Origin of the sequence: Roseomonas aeriglobus (assembly GCA_016937575.1) — a bacterium.
Lineage (GTDB): Bacteria > Pseudomonadota > Alphaproteobacteria > Sphingomonadales > Sphingomonadaceae > Sphingomonas > Sphingomonas aerigloba.
On the sequence record JAFHKN010000002.1, the window covers coordinates 77172 to 93053 of the forward strand.

Below are 15882 nucleotides of genomic sequence, written 5' to 3' on the forward strand. Positions count from 1 at the left end.
AATCCTCCCCGGCAAGGGGAGGTGGCCGGCGTAGCCGGTCGGAGGCGTGTCCCGCTATCCGGATGGGGTGACACCCCTCCGTCAGGCCTGGCGGCCTGCCACCTCCCCTTGCAGGGGAGGATTGGATTTTGGTCTGGGGCTTCCCTCACGAAAAATTTCGGCTAGCGTCCGCGCGATGGAAACGACCCCATCGCGCACCCTTCCGCTCTCGCTCTTCGTCTTCGCGCTGTTCTACGGCGGCATGGTCTGCATCGCGGGGGTGCTCGGCAACAAGCAGGTCGGCCTCGGGCCGCTGGCGGTCGAGGCGGGCATCTTCGCCTTCCTGCTGCTCGTCGTGACCTCCAGCGCGGTCGCCGAACTGCACGGTGCGACCTGGGCCAATCGTCTGGTGCGGATCGGCTTTCTGCCGCTGATCGTGTCGCTGCTCCTCTCGCTCCTCGTCTATGCACTTCCCGCGTCGGCCGAAATGCGCGCCGACCGGCCCGAGGCGCTGGCGGCGATCGAGGGTATCCTGTTTTCGACCTGGCGGATCTGGATCGGCGGGATCATCGCCTATGGCATCTCGCAGACGCTGAACGTGACGATCTTCGCTGCGCTGAAGGGGCGGGAAGGGTCGAAGCTGCTGTGGTTCCGCTCCGCCGTCGCCGGCGTGCTCAGCCAGATCGTCGATACGGTCGTGTTCGTCGCGATCGCCTTCTATGGCGAATTTCCGATCGGCGGGCTGCTGGTCGGCCAGATGCTGGCGAAGGTCGTGCTGTCGGCGCTGCTCGTCCCGCCGCTGATCTATGTCGCGGTGGCGCTCGGCCGGCGGCTCGACGGACAGGCGTGAAATCCGGGGTTGGGGAACCGCGGACGCGGCCCTAAAGGGCCACCATGACCGATCACGCCCCATCGCCCGCGATGCTCGCCAAGGCGGAAACGCTGACCGAGGCGTTGCCGTATCTGCAACGCTACACCGGCAAGACCTTCGTCGTGAAATACGGCGGCCATGCGATGGGCGACCCCGAACTCGCGCGCGATTTCGCCGAGGACGTGACGCTGCTGAAGATGGTCGGGATCAACGTCGTCGTCATCCATGGCGGCGGCCCGCAGATCGGCGCGATGCTGAAGCGCCTGGGCGTCGAATCGCGCTTCCACGATGGCCTGCGCATCACCGACAAGCCGACCGCCGAGATCGCGGAAATGGTGCTTGCGGGCTCGATCAACAAGGAAATCGTCGCCTGGATCGCGCAGGCCGGCGGCCGCGCGGTCGGCATCTCGGGCAAGGACGCGAACCTGGTCGTCGCCGAAAAGGTGACCGGGCGCGAAGCCGATCCGCTTCAGGGGATCGAGCGCCACGTCGATCTGGGTTTCGTCGGCGAGCCGGCTCGCGTCGACCCGACCATTCTGACCAGCCTGTCGGCGCAGGGGTTCATCCCCGTCGTCGCGCCCGTGGCGCTGGGGGCCGATGGCCATACCTATAATGTCAACGCCGATACGATGGCGGGCGCCATCGCCGCCGAACTGCGCGCCGCACGCTTCTTCCTGCTGACCGACGTTCCCGGCGTGCTCGACAAGAACAAGGAACTGCTGACCGACCTCGACCCCGCTGCTATCGCCGGGCTGCGCGCGGACGGTACGATCACCGGCGGCATGATCCCCAAGCTCGAGACCTGCGTCGCGGCGGTCGAGGGCGGGGTCGACGCCGCGGTCATCCTCGACGGGCGCATCCCGCATGGCATGTTGCTGGAGATCTTCACCGAACGTGGCGCGGGCACCTTGGTCCGGCGCTGATCGGTGCTATATTGACGTAAGACAGACTATTGGGAACGCCTACGTGACGACGATCCTCGAAATCCTGCAGATCCTGCTCAACCTGGTGTGGTGGGTCATCATCGTCCAGGCGATCCTGTCGTGGCTGATCGCGTTCAACGTCATCAACACGTCGAACGACCTGGTCCGCAACGTGTGGCAGGCGCTGGGCGTGATGACCGAGCCGCTGTACCGCCCGATCCGCCGCGTGCTGCCCGATTTCGGCGCGCTCGACCTGTCGCCCGTGGTGGTGCTGATCATCCTGGCGATCCTGGACGTCATCATCCGCAACCAGCTGATCGCCGCCTACACCGGCGCTTGAGCGACTTCGTCCTGGCCGTGCGGGTCACCCCGCGGTCCTCGCGCGCGAGCCTGGGGCCGGGGCGTGATGGCGCGCTTGCCGCACGCGTGACCGCGCCGCCGGTCGATGGCGAAGCGAACGACGCGGTGGTCGCGCTGGTGGCCAGGGCGTTCGGCGTGCCGAAGCGCGACGTGCGGATCGTCGGCGGCGAGACGTCCCGGGAAAAGCGCGTGGCGATCGCGGGGGATGCCAATGCGCTGGCGGCGATCGCGGCGCGGATTGCGAATCCCTAACGCGCGCCCTTCCAACGTCATCCCCGCGGAGGCGGGAATAAATTCTGGCTGACCGGCGTGAGTCTCATCCCGTTCAGTGACGATTGATCCCCGCCTTCGCGGGGATGACGATCGATAGGTCGGCCTCTGCGTGCGACGACTGGCGGATGCAGCAACGCCCCTCTATGAACGCCCGCATGACGGCACAGATCATCAATGGAAAGGCGGCCGCGGCCGCACTTAGGGCTCGCGTGGGCGAGGCGGCGGCGGCGTTCGAGGCGGCGAGCGGCCGCAAGGCGGGCCTGGCGGTAGTGCTGGTCGGCGAGGATCCGGCGTCGGCGGTCTACGTCCGCTCGAAAGGCAAGGCGACCGTCGCGGCCGGCATGGCGAGTTTCGAGCACAAGCTCGATGCCGACATTGCGGAGGCCGACCTGCTCGCGCTGGTCGATCGGCTGAATGCTGACCCGGCGGTCGATGGGATCCTGGTCCAGCTGCCGCTCCCCAAGCATATTCGCGAGAGCGTCGTCATCGAACGCATCGTGCCGGAAAAGGACGTCGACGGTTTCCACCCGGTCAACGCCGGCCGGCTCGCGACCGGTTTGGAGGGCTTCGTCCCCTGCACGCCGCTCGGCTGCCTGATGCTGCTGACGGACGAACTGGGCGATCTGACCGGCAAGGATGCGGTCGTGATCGGCCGGTCGAATATCGTCGGCAAGCCGATGGCGGCGCTGCTGACTCGTGCCAGCGCGACGGTGACGATCGCGCATTCGCGCACCCGGGACCTCGCCGGCCACGTCGGTCGCGCCGACATCGTCGTCGCGGCGGTCGGCATTCCCCATTTCGTGAAGGGCGAATGGCTGAAGCCCGGCGCGACCGTCATCGACGTCGGCATCAACCGCACCGAAAGCGGCCTGGTCGGCGACGTCGATTTCGCTTCGGCTGCCGAGGTGGCCTCTGCCATCACGCCGGTGCCGGGCGGGGTCGGGCCGATGACCATCGCCGTCCTGCTGCGCAACACTTTGGTCGCCGCCTATCGCAACGCGGGACATGCCTTCGACGAGACCAGCCTGTGATCCTGACGCTCTTGGCGATGCAGGTGAGCGCGATCGACGCCGAGCGTGCGTTCGCCGCCCGCGCCGCGAAGGGCGAGCAATGGGCCGCGTTCCGTGATACCGCGGCCGAGGATGCGATGATGTTCGCGCCGCACCCGATGGTCGCGCGCCGCTTCCTGGCCGATCGCCCCGAGCCCAAGCATCCGATCCAGTGGTTCGCGCGCGCCAGCTTCGTTTCGTGCGACGGCAAGACGGCGGTGAACACCGGGCCGTGGGCGGTACCGGCCGAGAAGGCCGCGGGCTATTTTACCACGATCTGGCGCCGCCAGGCCGACGGCGGCTGGAAATGGATCTATGACGGCGGCGAGGCGACGGGTCGGATCGAGCCGGCCGGCGATGCGCCGAAACAGCGCAAGGCGTCGTGCCGCGGTCGGGCGCGCGACGTGATGGGTGCCCCGCAGGAAGGTGCCGAGCAGCAATCCTCCGGCCGCTCCGCCGATTCGACGCTGCAATGGCGCTGGACCTACACGCCCCAGGGCGCGCGGGCGCTGGACGTATATCTGTGGAACGGTCGGCGGATGGAACGGGTGATCGCCAACCGTATCGCCCCCGCTGCCAAGGGGGCGAAGCGATGATCGAACTCTATATCTCCGCCCTGATCACCTTCTTCGTCGTCATCGATCCTCCGGGCTGCGCACCGATCTATGCTGGCCTCACCAGCGGCGCATCGCCGGCGCACGTCCGCGCGATGGCGGTGCGTGCGGTGGTGGTCGCGACGATCATCCTGCTCGTCTTCGCACTGTTCGGCGAAGCGCTGCTCCGGGCGCTTGGCATCGGGCTCGACGCGTTCCGCATCGCCGGCGGCATCATGCTGTTCGTGATCGCGATGGACATGGTCTTCGAACGCCGCACCCAGCGTCGCGAGGAACGCGCGGAAAAGCTGAAGGAGACGCCGGAAGTCGAAGACGTATCGATCTTCCCCATGGCGATGCCGATGATCGCCGGACCCGGCTCGATCGCGTCGGTCATGCTGATGATGTCGCGCACGGAGGGCCTCAGCGCCTCGCTCGTCGTGCTCGCTGCGATGCTGACCATCCTGGTTCTGACGCTGGCCGCCTTGCTCGCGGCGGGCCCGATCATGCGGGTGCTCGGCGCAAAGATCGAAGCGGTCATCACCCGCCTGCTCGGCGTGCTGCTGGCGGCACTCGCCGCACAATTCGTCATCAACGGGGTAAAGGCGAGCTTCTTCGCCGCCTGATCAAATACGCAGGCGCAGAAAAATGGCCGCACCGCCCGCGGGGGCGATGCGGCCTTGATCGAGAACACATGCGGGCGCCGCGCAACGCCCGCATGCTGACTGATCAGAAGTTGATGCCGGCCTGGAAACGGATCGACCGTCCGCCCTGGTAGCCGGTGACGTCGCGGTACAGCGGCGACGCCGTGCCCTCGTCATCGGTGCCATATTCGTTGAAGTTCAGGCGTGCCTTGAGGTTGAGCAGGTTGAACGCGCTGACGCGGAGGTAACCGGTCGCCTTGCCGATTTCCTGCGTGAGCTGGATGTCCAGATCGTTGCGGACCAGCCAGTCGCTCTGGAAGACCGAACCGCGCGGGATCAGCTTCGTCGGACGGGTGACCTTGGGGTTGGTGTTGATCGTTCCATCCGGATTGACCTGGCAGAACGAGCCCGCCGCGCCATAGCCGCCCGCCAGTTCGTCCACTGAGTCGGGCACGCGCCCGATGCAGCCGAACCGCCGCGGCGAGGTCAGCGATGTGTTGAGACCGACCGTGACATTCTTCAGCAGCTGATAGCTGCCATACAGTTTGAAGACGTGACGACGGTCGTTCGGCGAATAGCCGAACTGGCCCGCGGTCAGGCCGGGCTGGTCAAAGTCGGTGGTCAGGCCGGTGTCGGTCTGGCCGTTGTCGGTCTTCACGCCGCCTTCATAGTTGCCGATGACCTTGCCGTAGACCCAGGACGCATCCAGGCTCCACACACCGTCGAATTCGCGACGAACCTCGAGCGTTACCGACCGCGCCGTGCGGACCGCCTTCGGATAGCCAAGTTCGGCGGCAGAGAAGGTCACCGTGCGCCGGGTCGCTTCGCCGCCGATCGGGTCGGACAGCTGGACGGTTGCACCGCTGCCAGGATTGACCAGCACATATTGGTGGAAGCCACCCCAGATGCCGGCGCAGCCCGATATCCGCTGTGCAACGCAATAGTTACGGACGGCTGCGTCGATCGCAACGTCCTCCAGCACTTCGTTCAGCCGTGCCTCGGTATAGAAGGTGCGAAGGCGCCACAGGCCGATCTGCTTTTCGAAGCCGAGGATGTATTCGTCCACCGACTGGGGCTTCAGCGTGGTCGACACCTGCGACTCGGCCGGACGCGGAGACCCGTCGGAGAAGATGGTGCAGGCGCGCACGCCGCTTTCGCCCGGGCAGTTCGCCGCTGCTGCATAGACGATCGGCGTACCGATGATCGGCACGTTGTTCGCCTGCAGCCCGTTGAACGTCGTGTAACGGTCAAAGTAGAGTTCGCCACCCGTCAGGCGGACGTTCGTGTTCGAGGCAACCGGCATGAACAGGCGCCCGAAGCTGCCGAAGACCTTGTCGGTCTGATTGCCGAAAGGATCGAAGGTGACGCCGAGGCGCGGACCCCATTGGTTGCCCGACTTGTAGAAGGTGACATTGGCCGAATTGTTGTTGCTGAACCGATCGTTGCGAACGCCGATATTGACGTTCAACCGGCCCTCCATCAGCGACCAGCTATCCTGCAGATAATAGGCCTCGTTGAGCGATTCGAACCCGCCGACGATGCGATAGGTTCGTGTCCGCAGATAGTCCGTACCGATTGCGAGCCCGCGCGGATCGTTCGCCGCGGCGCGGATGATGCGATAGCCGACGCCACCGCCCGTCCCGATCGACGTCTGCGAAGAGAAGAGTTCTTCGCGGTCATAGCCGAAGCGGATGTGGTGCGAGCCGAGCAGGTTGAAGCGGATATCGACGTCGGCACGATATTGCGTACGCTTGTCGAGCGACTCACCGACGCCACCGCCCGGCGTGGTCAGCGAGATCGGCGAGTTGGCGATACGCGCATCGACGACCGACGGCAGGTTCGAGTTCTGCGGGTTGACCGAGAAGCTCGTGTTGCGGAACTCGACGCGGCCGTAAAGCGCCGAGACCGAGAGCCAGTCGGTGAAGGTGCCCGTGTACTTGCCCGCATAGATCTTGTTGCCGAACAGGAAGTCGGTGCCACCTGAATATGGACCGTCGATGTTACGGATATAGTCGTAGCGGGTGGCAAGCGAGTTGGTGTTGCCATAGGTGCGCGAATAGCTGCTGCCTTCGCTGCTGATGTACGTGCCCTCGAGCCGCTGGCCGTCGAACGGCAGCACGTCGATCTTGATGCCGTAGAACGGCGACGACCCCGAGCTGAACGTACGCGACGTGCCGAGATAGGTGTCGCTCTCGACCAGATACTGGCGCCCTGCACCGACGCTGTCCGTCCGGCGCGCATTGTACATGCCGTAGAAGAAGACGCGATCCTTGATGATCGGACCGCCGAGTTCGAACACCGCATCGGTCCGGCTGCTGCCGCTGAAGCGGTTGACCGAACCGCGGGTATCCGGGGCGTCCCACTTCAGTTCATCCGGCTCCCAGTTGAAGCGCACGGCACCGTGGAACTCGTTCGAGCCCGACTTGCTGGTCGCGTTGGTAAAGCCGCCGGTGCTGCGCCCGAATTCTGCGGCATAGCCACCCGTCTTGACTTCGATCGTCTGGTAGAAGTCGAACGGAATCGTTGCGGGCGCCAGATTGTTGCGGAAGTTGGTGATGTTGATGCCGTTCAGGAAATAGGCATTTTCCGACACCGAGCTGCCGCGGATGCTGCTGAGGCCACCGAAAGCGCCCGAACCTGCGCCGGCGCCCGGCGTCAGCTGGATGACCGCCTGCAGATCGCGAGCGACGGGAACGCGCTGCGCGACGTCCGCGACGTCGATGACCGCGCCGGTGGTCGTGCGATCGAAGTCGGCGCTGGCGATACGGCGGCCGCTGACGACGATCTCACCCGACCCGTCCGCACGTGCCAGCTGGTAACGGTTGGTCGACGAACCGGTCGCCAGACGGACGCCCTGCTCGGTGTATGTTTCAAAGCCCGGCGCCTCGACGGTGACGGTGTACAGTCCCGGCTGCAGCTGGACGATCGTGTATGTACCGTCGCGATTGGTCGTTGTCTCGCGCGTGAAGCCCTGCGCCTCCGACCGGACGGCGACCTTCGCCCCCGTGATGGGCTGTCCCTCGGCATCGACAACCGTACCGCTGGCGTCGATCGTGGTGAAGCTCTGCGCCGCCGCCGGCGTGGCCACCGCAGTCAGGCCAGCCAGTGAAATCGCGGTTCCGGCAAGCAAAAGTGTTGCAGACAGCCGAAAGGGTTTGCGGGCAAGCCGCACCGATGCATCAATCATGTAAGTCCCCTGTGTACCTTACAACCGCGCGCCGCATGCGCGCGGCTTTATCGCTCGACCACCATCCCCGCGGTGACCGAGAGATCTGATTTAAGTTAGCGATTAAAGAAAGGGTATACGATTTTGTCAACTGCCAGCCGTGACAAAAGGGCAACAGACGACAAAATTCCACGAAGACGTGCCCGGCGCGACGTCGCTTGACGCAGACGTCGAGTGCTCCTCACACTCGCGCGTACACGTGAAGTCACCTAGCTAAGGCCCCCATGCAGCTCGTCATCGTCGAATCCCCGGCCAAGGCCAAAACCATCGAGAAATATCTGGGCAAGGACTATCACGTCCTCGCGTCCTACGGGCACGTCCGCGATCTGCCGGCGAAGGACGGGTCGGTGAACCCGGACGAAGACTTCGCGATGGAGTGGGAAACCTACGCCGACAAATCGCGACAGCTCAAAGCGATCACCGACGAGGCGAAGAAGGCGGATCGTCTGATCCTGGCGACCGACCCTGATCGTGAGGGGGAGGCGATCAGCTGGCACGTGCGCGAGGTGCTGAAGAACCGCAAGGCGCTGCCCAAGGAGGTCGAGCGCGTCACGTTCAACGCAATTACCAAGCCCGCGATCCTGAAGGCGATGGAGCAGCCACGCGAGCTGGATACCGATCTGATAGACGCGTACCGCGCGCGCCGGGCGCTCGACTATCTGGTCGGCTTCACCCTGTCGCCGGTGCTGTGGCGCAAGCTGCCGGGCGCCAAGTCGGCGGGCCGCGTCCAATCGGTCGCACTGCGGCTGGTGGTCGAGCGCGAGCGGGAGATCGAAAGCTTCAAACCGCAGGAATATTGGTCGGTCGAGGCGACGTTCGAACAGGACGGCACGCCGTTCGTCGCGCGGCTGACGGGGTGGGAAGGCAAGAAGCTCGATCGCCTGTCGATCGGGGACGAGGGCACCGCCAATCGCGCCAAAGCGGCGGTCGAGGCGGGACGTTTCTCGGTCGCCCGCGTCGAGACCAAGCCCGCGACGCGCAACCCGCCGCCGCCCTTCACCACCTCGACGCTGCAGCAGGAGGCTGCGCGCAAGCTCGGCTTTTCGGCCAGCCACACGATGCGGATCGCGCAGGCGCTGTATGAGGACGGCGCGATCACTTATATGCGGACCGATGGCGTCCAGATGGACGGGTCGGCGATCGATGCGGCGCGCAAAGCCGTGATCGAGCGCTACGACGGCGGCTATGTCCCGGAAAAGCCGCGGCAATATCAGACGAAGGCGAAGAACGCGCAGGAAGCGCACGAGGCGATCCGACCGACCGATTTCTCGAAAGATCGCGCAGGCTCGGGCGACCATGGCCGGCTGTACGAACTGATCTGGAAGCGTGCGCTCGCCAGCCAGATGGCGGCGGCGCGGATGGAGCGGACCTCGATCGAGCTGGAGGACGGGACTGGCCAGTGCGTGCTGCGGGCGACCGGCCAGGTCGTGCTCTTCCCCGGCTATCTCGCACTGTACGAGGAAGGCCGCGACGATGATGGTGATGAAGACAGCCGCCGCCTGCCGCATCTGAAGTCGGGCGATGCGCCCGCGAAGACGGGCGTCAAAGCTGAGCAGCATTTCACCCAGCCCCCGCCGCGCTTCTCCGACGCATCGCTGATCAAGCGGCTGGAGGAACTCGGCATCGGGCGTCCGTCGACCTATGCGTCGATCATCGATGTGTTGAAGGACCGCGGCTACGTCCGGCTCGAGAAGAACCGCTTCTACGCCGAGGAATCGGGCCGGCTGCTGACCGCGTTCCTGGAGCGGTTCTTCGAGAAATACGTCAGCTATGATTTTACCGCGGGGCTCGAGGAAGAGCTGGACGACGTGTCGGGCGGCCGCGCCGAATGGCAGGCGGTGCTGGAAGCGTTCTGGCGCGACTTCAAGCCGCGCACGGATGAGGTCAAGGAACGCCAGCCGAGCGAAGTCACCGCCGCACTCGACGAGTTCCTGAGCGACTATCTGTTCCCGCCCAAGGACGACGGCAGCGACCCGCGTGCCTGCCCGAACTGCGGCGATGGGCGGTTGTCCTTGCGCGGTGGCCGGTTCGGGGCTTTCGTCGCCTGCTCCAACTATCCGGAGTGTAAATATACCCGGCGCTTCGCCCAGCCTGGCGGCGGTGCGGGCGAGGATACGGGCCCCGAGACGCTCGGCACCGATCCCGAGACTAACCTGCCGGTTGAGCGCAAGTCGGGACGGTTCGGCCCGTACATCCAGCTCGGCGAGGGCAAGGAGGCCAAGCGCGCGTCGATTCCGAAGGATATCGGGGAACTCGATCTCGATTGGGCCCTGAAGCTGCTGAGCCTGCCGCGGACGATCGGCGATCATCCGGAAACGGGTGCGCCGATCACGGCGTCGATCGGGCGCTATGGGCCGTACCTGGCGCACAATGGCAAATATGCGCGGTTGCAGTCGACCGCGGACGTGTTCGAGACGGGCATGAACGCCGCGGTCGTCAAGCTCGCCGAGGCGGCGGCAGGCGGCGGGCGTCCCGCACGCGGCGCGGCGCGCGAGCCCTTGAAGGTGCTGGGCAAGCATCCGCGCACCGAGGCCGAGATCAAGCTGATGGAGGGGCGTTATGGACCCTATGTCACGGACGGCGAGACGAATGCGACGCTGCCCAAGACGATCCAGCCCGACGAGCTGACGCTCGAGGAAGCCGCCCAGCTGATCGACGCGCGTGCGGCGGCGGCGCCGGCGAAGAAGGGCAGGAAGAAGGCGGCGCCGAAGAAGGCAGCGGCGGCCAAGAAGCCCGCAGCGAAGAAGGCGCCGGCGAAGAAGGCTGCGGCGAAGAAGACTGACTGATCTCTATTCGTCATCCCCGCGAAGGCGGGGATCAATTCTGGCTGGCCTTTCGAAAAACGCCGTGACGTCAGCCAGAATTCATTCCCGCCTTCGCGGGAATGACGGGGGTTAGGGTGGTGGGCTTTAAGGTCGCGCCGCGGCAGAGCCCGCGTCGTCGGTCGGGCTGGCGCCCGCCGGCCGGTCGGTATTGTCCGCGTTGCGGACCGGAGCCGCCGCTACGCCGCGTTCCTCAATCCCGACTGCAACCAAGCCCGCGCCGCCTTCTGCGCGACGATGATGTCGCGCGCGCTCATTTCGTCGGCGATTTCGGCGCGGCATTCCTGGGCGCGGGTGTTGCCGGCGATGGCGGCGAGGTTGAACCATTTATGCGCTTCGATAAGGTCGATATCGACACCCTGCGCGCCGGTCGAATAGGCGATGCCCAGGTCGAAATAGGCCTTCACATTGCCGCGTGCAGCGTCGCGCATCCGGCTTTCGATCAGGAAGGCGGCAGTCTTTTCACTGATAGCCATTGTCCAAACCCCTTTTTCATTAGGGGCAGGTTTGACGATCAAATGTAAGAGAATGGTTAACGCGATTAACCGTGTTCGTTCACCGCGATATTGTCGATCAGGCGGGTGCCGGCGATCTTCGCCGCGGCAAGCAGCCGGCGGGGGCGGCCGGGGACCGGCTCGGCAAGGGTTTCGGCATCGACCAACTCGACGTAATCGACGGTGAAGCCCGCCGCGCCCAGCGTATCGCGCGCGGTCGCCAGCGCCTCTGCCGGATCGATGCCATTGCCGATCGCGGTGGCTGCAACGCCCAGCGCGCGTGGCAGCGCCACCGCCTTCGCGCGATCCTCGGCGATGAGGTAGGCGTTGCGCGAGGATAGCGCCAGACCGTCGTCGTCGCGCTGTGTGGGCACGCCGCGGATGTCGATGTCGAAGTCGAGGTCGGCGACCATCCGGCGGATGACGGCGAGTTGCTGGAAGTCCTTTTCGCCAAACAGCGCGACGTCGGGGCGGACTTGGTTGAACAGCTTGGCGACGACGGTCGCGACGCCGTCGAAATGGCCGGGCCGCGCGGCGCCGTCCAGCCCATCGCTGACGCCGGAGACCGACACGTTGGTCGCAAAGCCGTCCGGATAGACCTCCTCGACCCCGGGCATCCAAAGCACGTCGACGCCTGCTTCGCTCACCATCCGCGCGTCGGCCAGTTCCTTGCGCGGATAGCGCGACAGATCCTCGTTCGCGCCGAACTGCTTGGGGTTGACGAAGATCGACACGACCACGCGGCGTGCCGCCAGTTTCGCTTCGGCGACCAGGGCCATATGCCCGGCATGGAGCGCGCCCATCGTGGGGACGAGCGCGATGTCCTCGCCGGCCTCGCGGAAGGCGGACAGCGCCGAACGGAGCTCGGCGAGGCGACGGATGGTTTGCACGGCGGTATGCCCTTCGGTAAAGCGGACCCGGGCTCTTACGGATCGCATCGCGACCGATCAACATGGGGATTGTCGCCGCCTTGGCAGACGCAACGAACAACCTGCACGTCATCGTTTTCGCTAACGAAAAGGGCGGGACGGGCAAGTCGACGACCGCGGTTCACGTCGCCATTGCGCTGGCGGCGCGGGGTGCGCGCGTCGCCGCGTTCGACCTCGACCACCGCCAGCGGACGATGGGACGCTATCTCGACAATCGTGCCGCGACGCAGAAGCGGACCGGGCGCGAACTGATCACGCCGGTCCATGCGACGCATGACGGGGTGAGCGACGACCTGTTCGGCGAAACGCTCGACCGGCTGAGCGTCGACGCCGATTTCCTCGTCATCGACACCCCCGGCCGCGACGACAAGTTCGCCCGGATCGCGGCGACCAACGCCGATACGCTCGTCACGCCGATGAACGACAGCTTCGTCGATTTCGACCTGATCGGCCATGTCGATCCCGACACGTTCAAGGTGACGCGCCCCAGCTTCTATTCCGAACTGATCTGGGAAGCGCGCAAGACCCGCGCGCGCGCCGATGGCGCGACGATCGACTGGGTCGTGCTGCGCAATCGCCTGCAGCATATCGAGGCGCGCAACATGCGCCGCGTGTCGGAAGCGATCGACCAGCTGTCGAAGCGCGTCGGGTTTCGCGTCATTCCGGGCCTATCGGAGCGCGTGATCTACCGCGAGCTGTTTCCATCGGGCCTGACGATGCTCGATTCGAAGGAATTCGGTGCGATGGGCCTAAGCCACGTCGCCGCGCGGCAGGAACTGCGCGAGATGATGTCGGGTCTGGCGCTGCCCGAACCGGCAATGCCCCTGTTCGAAGGGGCGGCCGCCTGATGGCGAAGATCCTGCTGGCGCTGGCGCTGATGGCGGCGGTGTGGTGGGTGCTGAAGCCCAAGGCGAAGACGCGACTGCCCGAGATCGATCGCGCGCGCGACATCCTGGGCCTGAGCGCCGATGCGAGCGCAGAGGACGTCCGTGCAGCGCATCGCCGGCTGCTGGCGGGCGTCCACCCCGATCGCGGAGGCTCGGCCGAACTCACCCGCCAGATCAACGATGCGCGCGACGTGCTGCTGCGGCGGCTGGGCGCATAACATTTCGCACGTGCAACCAAAACGTCACTCAAGCTTTGCATAGAACGACTTTCGCCCCCACCCCGTTCGTGCTGAGCTTGTCGAAGCACCGTTCTTCGTGCCTCGAGCGATCAGCGGGCGTATCGAAGAACGGCCCTTCGACAGGCTCAGGGCGAACGGGGTGGGGTCAATGCGTTTGATTGGAGGACCAATGACCCATCGTTTCGACCCCACGTCCCTTCGCGAATATGACATCCGTGGCATCGTCGGGAAGACACTGGGGGCCGACGACGCGCGCGCGATCGGGCGGGGTTTCGCGACCTTGGTGCGCCGCGCCGGTGGCACGCGCGTGGCGGTCGGCCGTGACGGCCGCGTCTCGTCGGAAATGCTGGAGGCGGCGCTGGTCGACGGGCTGACCGCGTCGGGCGTCGATGTCGTGCGTGTCGGCCTGGGCCCGACGCCGATGCTCTATTATGCCGAAGCGACGCTGGAGGTGGACGGCGGCATCCAGATTACCGGCAGCCATAACCCGGCCGATTACAACGGTTTCAAGATGGTGCTGCAGCACAAGCCGTTCTTCGGCGAACAGATCCAGCAACTCGGCACGATGGCGGCCGCGGGGGACTGGGACGAGGGCGAAGGTACGGTCTCAGACGCCGATATCGAGGACACCTATGTCGGCCGCCTTCTCGCGGGCTATTCCGGCGGCACATTCCGCATCGGTTGGGACGCGGGTAATGGCGCCGCCGGCCGCGTCATCGAGAAGCTCGTCCAGCAGCTTCCGGGTGAGCACCACACGCTGTTCACCGATATAGACGGCAATTTCCCGAACCATCATCCCGATCCTACCGAAGAAAAGAACCTTGCCGATCTGAAACGCCTTGTCGCCGAAAAGAACCTCGATTTCGGATTGGCTTTCGACGGCGACGGCGACCGGGTGGGCGCGATCGACGGTCAGGGCCGTGTCGTGTGGGGCGATCAGCTGCTGTCTATCCTGGCTGTGCCGGTGCTGCGCAAGGAGCCGGGTGCGACGATCATCGCCGACGTGAAGGCATCGCAGATGCTGTATGACCGCATCGCCGAACTGGGCGGCAAGCCGCTGATGTGGAAGACCGGCCACAGCCTGGTTAAGACCAAGATGAAGGAAACGAACGCGCCGCTGGCCGGTGAGATGTCGGGCCACATCTTCTTTGCGCAGGACTATTACGGCTTCGACGACGCGCAATATGCCGCGGTGCAGATCATCAATGCGGTGCATGTGACCGGCAAGTCGATGACCGAGTTGCGGAGCGACATGCCGGCGCTCGTCAACACGCCCGAAATGCGGTTCCAGGTCGATGAAGCCCGAAAGTTCGCGGTCGTCGAGGAAGTGCTCGACCGACTGGAGGCCGAAGGCGCTGACGTCAATCGCACCGACGGCGCGCGCGTCAACACCGCCGACGGCTGGTGGCTGCTGCGTGCATCGAACACGCAGGACGTGCTGGTCGCCCGCGCCGAGGCGAAGGACCAGGCCGGGCTCGACCGGCTGATGGCGATGATCGATGCGCAACTGGCGGCAAGCGGTCTCGAACGGGGCCCGCAGGCGGGGCATTGAAAAAGGAAGATTGATTCAGAGAAGGCGCGAAGGCGCTAAGAAGGCTTTTGTACGCAGCGGCGCGGAGGCGCAGAGATTATCGGCCTGCCGCGGCAGCGGCCCTTTATCGTCGAGCGCCGCGGGCCGAGAGTTTCGCTAACGCGAAACGGTGTGCCAGGCGAACATCCTCTGCGCTTCCCGCCTCCGCGTGCAAACCTATCTTCTTACTCTTCGCGCCTTTGCGCCGTCTCTGAACAGCCCTTCTTCCTTCTTGCCGCCAAAGCCCCCAAATAGGCCCGATGCGTCCAACCCCCAGCATCGTCCGCGTCATCGATCTCGAAACCACCGGCAACGCGCCGCCCGCCCACGCCGTGGTCGAGATCGGCTGGCAGGACGTGGCGCTCCAGCCTGACGGGCGGTGGGAGCTGGAGGGCGAGGGCGGCAGCGTGCTGGTCAATCCTGGCCGGCCGATCCCGCCCGTGACGATGGCGGTCCACCATATCCGGGACGAGGACGTTGCCGACGCACGCTACTGGCATGACGTCGCGCGGCCGATCCTCGACCCCTGGCCACGTCGCGTCGCGCTTGCGGCGCATCGGGCCAGCTTCGAGCAGCAGTTCTGCACCGCGGCGCTGACCCACGGCAATCAATGGATCTGCACCTGGAAATGCGCGCTCCGGCTGTGGCCTGACAGCCCCGGCTTCTCGAACCAGATGCTACGCTATTGGCGCAAGCCTGCGGGGCTGGAGCATGAGCGCGGCCTTCCCGCCCACCGGGCATTTCCCGATGCCTATGTCACCGCCTTCCACGTCCGCGACCAGCTCAATGAAGCGTCGGTCGCGCAGCTGGTCGAATGGACCGAAGCGCCGGGGCTGCTGCCGCGCGTCCGCTACGGCCCCGACCGTGGCAAGGAATGGCGCGAGATCGACAACGAAAGCCTGGCCGGCTTTCTTACCGATCGCGACGTTGATATCCGCTTCACCGCAGAGACCGAGCTCGCCCGCCGGCGGGGCGGGGGTGAGATCGGCCGGGCGTCGGCGCAGGAACTCCTGCTCTAATTTA

General features: G+C 65.6%; 15 protein-coding genes. 12 read left to right on the forward strand and 3 right to left on the reverse strand.

All coding sequences use genetic code 11. From position 1 onward, the window contains the following. Positions 1-175: 175 nt before the first annotated feature. The 7 genes from JW805_00740 (at position 176) to JW805_00770 (ending at position 4674) form a co-directional block, all read left to right on the forward strand. The gene (locus JW805_00740; GenBank protein ID MBN2970541.1) at positions 176-829 is read left to right on the forward strand and encodes a queuosine precursor transporter; all 654 of its coding nucleotides are present in this window, start codon (positions 176-178) and stop codon (positions 827-829) included. 44 nt (positions 830-873) lie between these two features. Continuing rightward, entirely contained in the window at positions 874-1773 is a 900-nt protein-coding gene (gene argB / locus JW805_00745; GenBank protein ID MBN2970542.1) for an acetylglutamate kinase, read from the forward strand. Next, the gene (locus JW805_00750; protein ID MBN2970543.1) at positions 1715-2113 is read left to right on the forward strand and encodes a YggT family protein; all 399 of its coding nucleotides are present in this window, start codon (positions 1715-1717) and stop codon (positions 2111-2113) included. Before argB ends, JW805_00750 begins: the two co-directional genes overlap by 59 nt. Then, complete coding sequence (locus tag JW805_00755; GenBank protein ID MBN2970544.1) at positions 2110-2385, forward strand: DUF167 domain-containing protein; 276 nt, start codon at positions 2110-2112, stop codon at positions 2383-2385. Before JW805_00750 ends, JW805_00755 begins: the two co-directional genes overlap by 4 nt. A 176-nt stretch (positions 2386-2561) precedes the next feature. Further along, complete coding sequence (folD, locus tag JW805_00760) at positions 2562-3437, forward strand: bifunctional methylenetetrahydrofolate dehydrogenase/methenyltetrahydrofolate cyclohydrolase FolD (GenBank protein MBN2970545.1); 876 nt, start codon at positions 2562-2564, stop codon at positions 3435-3437. Beyond that, entirely contained in the window at positions 3434-4051 is a 618-nt protein-coding gene (locus JW805_00765) for a hypothetical protein (protein MBN2970546.1), read from the forward strand. Before folD ends, JW805_00765 begins: the two co-directional genes overlap by 4 nt. Beyond that, positions 4048-4674, forward strand: a complete 627-nt coding sequence (locus JW805_00770) for an NAAT family transporter (protein MBN2970547.1) — start codon at positions 4048-4050, stop codon at positions 4672-4674. Before JW805_00765 ends, JW805_00770 begins: the two co-directional genes overlap by 4 nt. A gap of 103 nt (positions 4675-4777) precedes the next feature. Here JW805_00770 and JW805_00775 read toward each other — a convergent pair whose 3' ends face one another. After that, positions 4778-7879, reverse strand: a complete 3102-nt coding sequence (locus JW805_00775; protein ID MBN2970548.1) for a TonB-dependent receptor — start codon at positions 7877-7879, stop codon at positions 4778-4780. Between the two features lie 263 nt (positions 7880-8142). Here JW805_00775 and topA point away from each other — a divergent pair, with 263 nt between their 5' ends. Continuing rightward, complete coding sequence (topA, locus tag JW805_00780; protein MBN2970549.1) at positions 8143-10704, forward strand: type I DNA topoisomerase; 2562 nt, start codon at positions 8143-8145, stop codon at positions 10702-10704. Between the two features lie 215 nt (positions 10705-10919). Here the strand turns inward: topA and JW805_00785 are convergent, their stop codons facing one another. Both JW805_00785 and JW805_00790 read right to left on the reverse strand, forming a co-directional pair. Continuing rightward, the gene (locus JW805_00785; GenBank protein ID MBN2970550.1) at positions 10920-11216 is read right to left on the reverse strand and encodes a sel1 repeat family protein; all 297 of its coding nucleotides are present in this window, start codon (positions 11214-11216) and stop codon (positions 10920-10922) included. 65 nt (positions 11217-11281) lie between these two features. Further along, positions 11282-12172 carry a pantoate--beta-alanine ligase gene (locus JW805_00790; GenBank protein MBN2970551.1) on the reverse strand — a complete coding sequence of 297 codons (891 nt, stop codon included), beginning with the start codon at positions 12170-12172 and terminating at the stop codon, positions 11282-11284. Positions 12173-12186: 14 nt separating this feature from the next. On the opposite strand from JW805_00790, the gene JW805_00795 reads away from it, so the two are divergent. The 4 genes from JW805_00795 (at position 12187) to JW805_00810 (ending at position 15878) form a co-directional block, all read left to right on the forward strand. Beyond that, the gene (locus JW805_00795) at positions 12187-13011 is read left to right on the forward strand and encodes an AAA family ATPase (protein ID MBN2970552.1); all 825 of its coding nucleotides are present in this window, start codon (positions 12187-12189) and stop codon (positions 13009-13011) included. Then, positions 13011-13268 carry a DnaJ domain-containing protein gene (locus JW805_00800; GenBank protein MBN2970553.1) on the forward strand — a complete coding sequence of 86 codons (258 nt, stop codon included), beginning with the start codon at positions 13011-13013 and terminating at the stop codon, positions 13266-13268. The genes JW805_00795 and JW805_00800 overlap by 1 nt, the downstream gene beginning before the upstream one ends. Positions 13269-13458: 190 nt before the next feature. Beyond that, the gene (locus JW805_00805) at positions 13459-14841 is read left to right on the forward strand and encodes a phosphomannomutase/phosphoglucomutase (GenBank protein MBN2970554.1); all 1383 of its coding nucleotides are present in this window, start codon (positions 13459-13461) and stop codon (positions 14839-14841) included. 278 nt (positions 14842-15119) lie between these two features. Continuing rightward, positions 15120-15878 carry a 3'-5' exonuclease gene (locus JW805_00810; GenBank protein ID MBN2970555.1) on the forward strand — a complete coding sequence of 253 codons (759 nt, stop codon included), beginning with the start codon at positions 15120-15122 and terminating at the stop codon, positions 15876-15878. Positions 15879-15882: the final 4 nt, after the last annotated feature.

Bases quoted from the DNA above. Each gene is read 5' to 3' on its own strand.
- JW805_00805 (MBN2970554.1), top strand. From the start codon at position 13,459: ATGACCCATCGTTTCGACCCCACGTCCCTTCGCGAATATGACATCCGT.
- JW805_00810 (MBN2970555.1), top strand. From the start codon at position 15,120: ATGCGTCCAACCCCCAGCATCGTCCGCGTCATCGATCTCGAAACCACC.
- JW805_00770 (MBN2970547.1), top strand. From the start codon at position 4,048: ATGATCGAACTCTATATCTCCGCCCTGATCACCTTCTTCGTCGTCATC.
- folD (MBN2970545.1), top strand. From the start codon at position 2,562: ATGACGGCACAGATCATCAATGGAAAGGCGGCCGCGGCCGCACTTAGG.
- JW805_00785 (MBN2970550.1), bottom strand. From the start codon at position 11,216: ATGGCTATCAGTGAAAAGACTGCCGCCTTCCTGATCGAAAGCCGGATG.
- JW805_00750 (MBN2970543.1), top strand. From the start codon at position 1,715: ATGGCATGTTGCTGGAGATCTTCACCGAACGTGGCGCGGGCACCTTGG.
- JW805_00790 (MBN2970551.1), bottom strand. From the start codon at position 12,172: ATGCGATCCGTAAGAGCCCGGGTCCGCTTTACCGAAGGGCATACCGCC.
- JW805_00740 (MBN2970541.1), top strand. From the start codon at position 176: ATGGAAACGACCCCATCGCGCACCCTTCCGCTCTCGCTCTTCGTCTTC.
- topA (MBN2970549.1), top strand. From the start codon at position 8,143: ATGCAGCTCGTCATCGTCGAATCCCCGGCCAAGGCCAAAACCATCGAG.
- JW805_00800 (MBN2970553.1), top strand. From the start codon at position 13,011: ATGGCGAAGATCCTGCTGGCGCTGGCGCTGATGGCGGCGGTGTGGTGG.
- JW805_00795 (MBN2970552.1), top strand. From the start codon at position 12,187: ATGGGGATTGTCGCCGCCTTGGCAGACGCAACGAACAACCTGCACGTC.
- JW805_00775 (MBN2970548.1), bottom strand. From the start codon at position 7,879: ATGATTGATGCATCGGTGCGGCTTGCCCGCAAACCCTTTCGGCTGTCT.
- argB (MBN2970542.1), top strand. From the start codon at position 874: ATGACCGATCACGCCCCATCGCCCGCGATGCTCGCCAAGGCGGAAACG.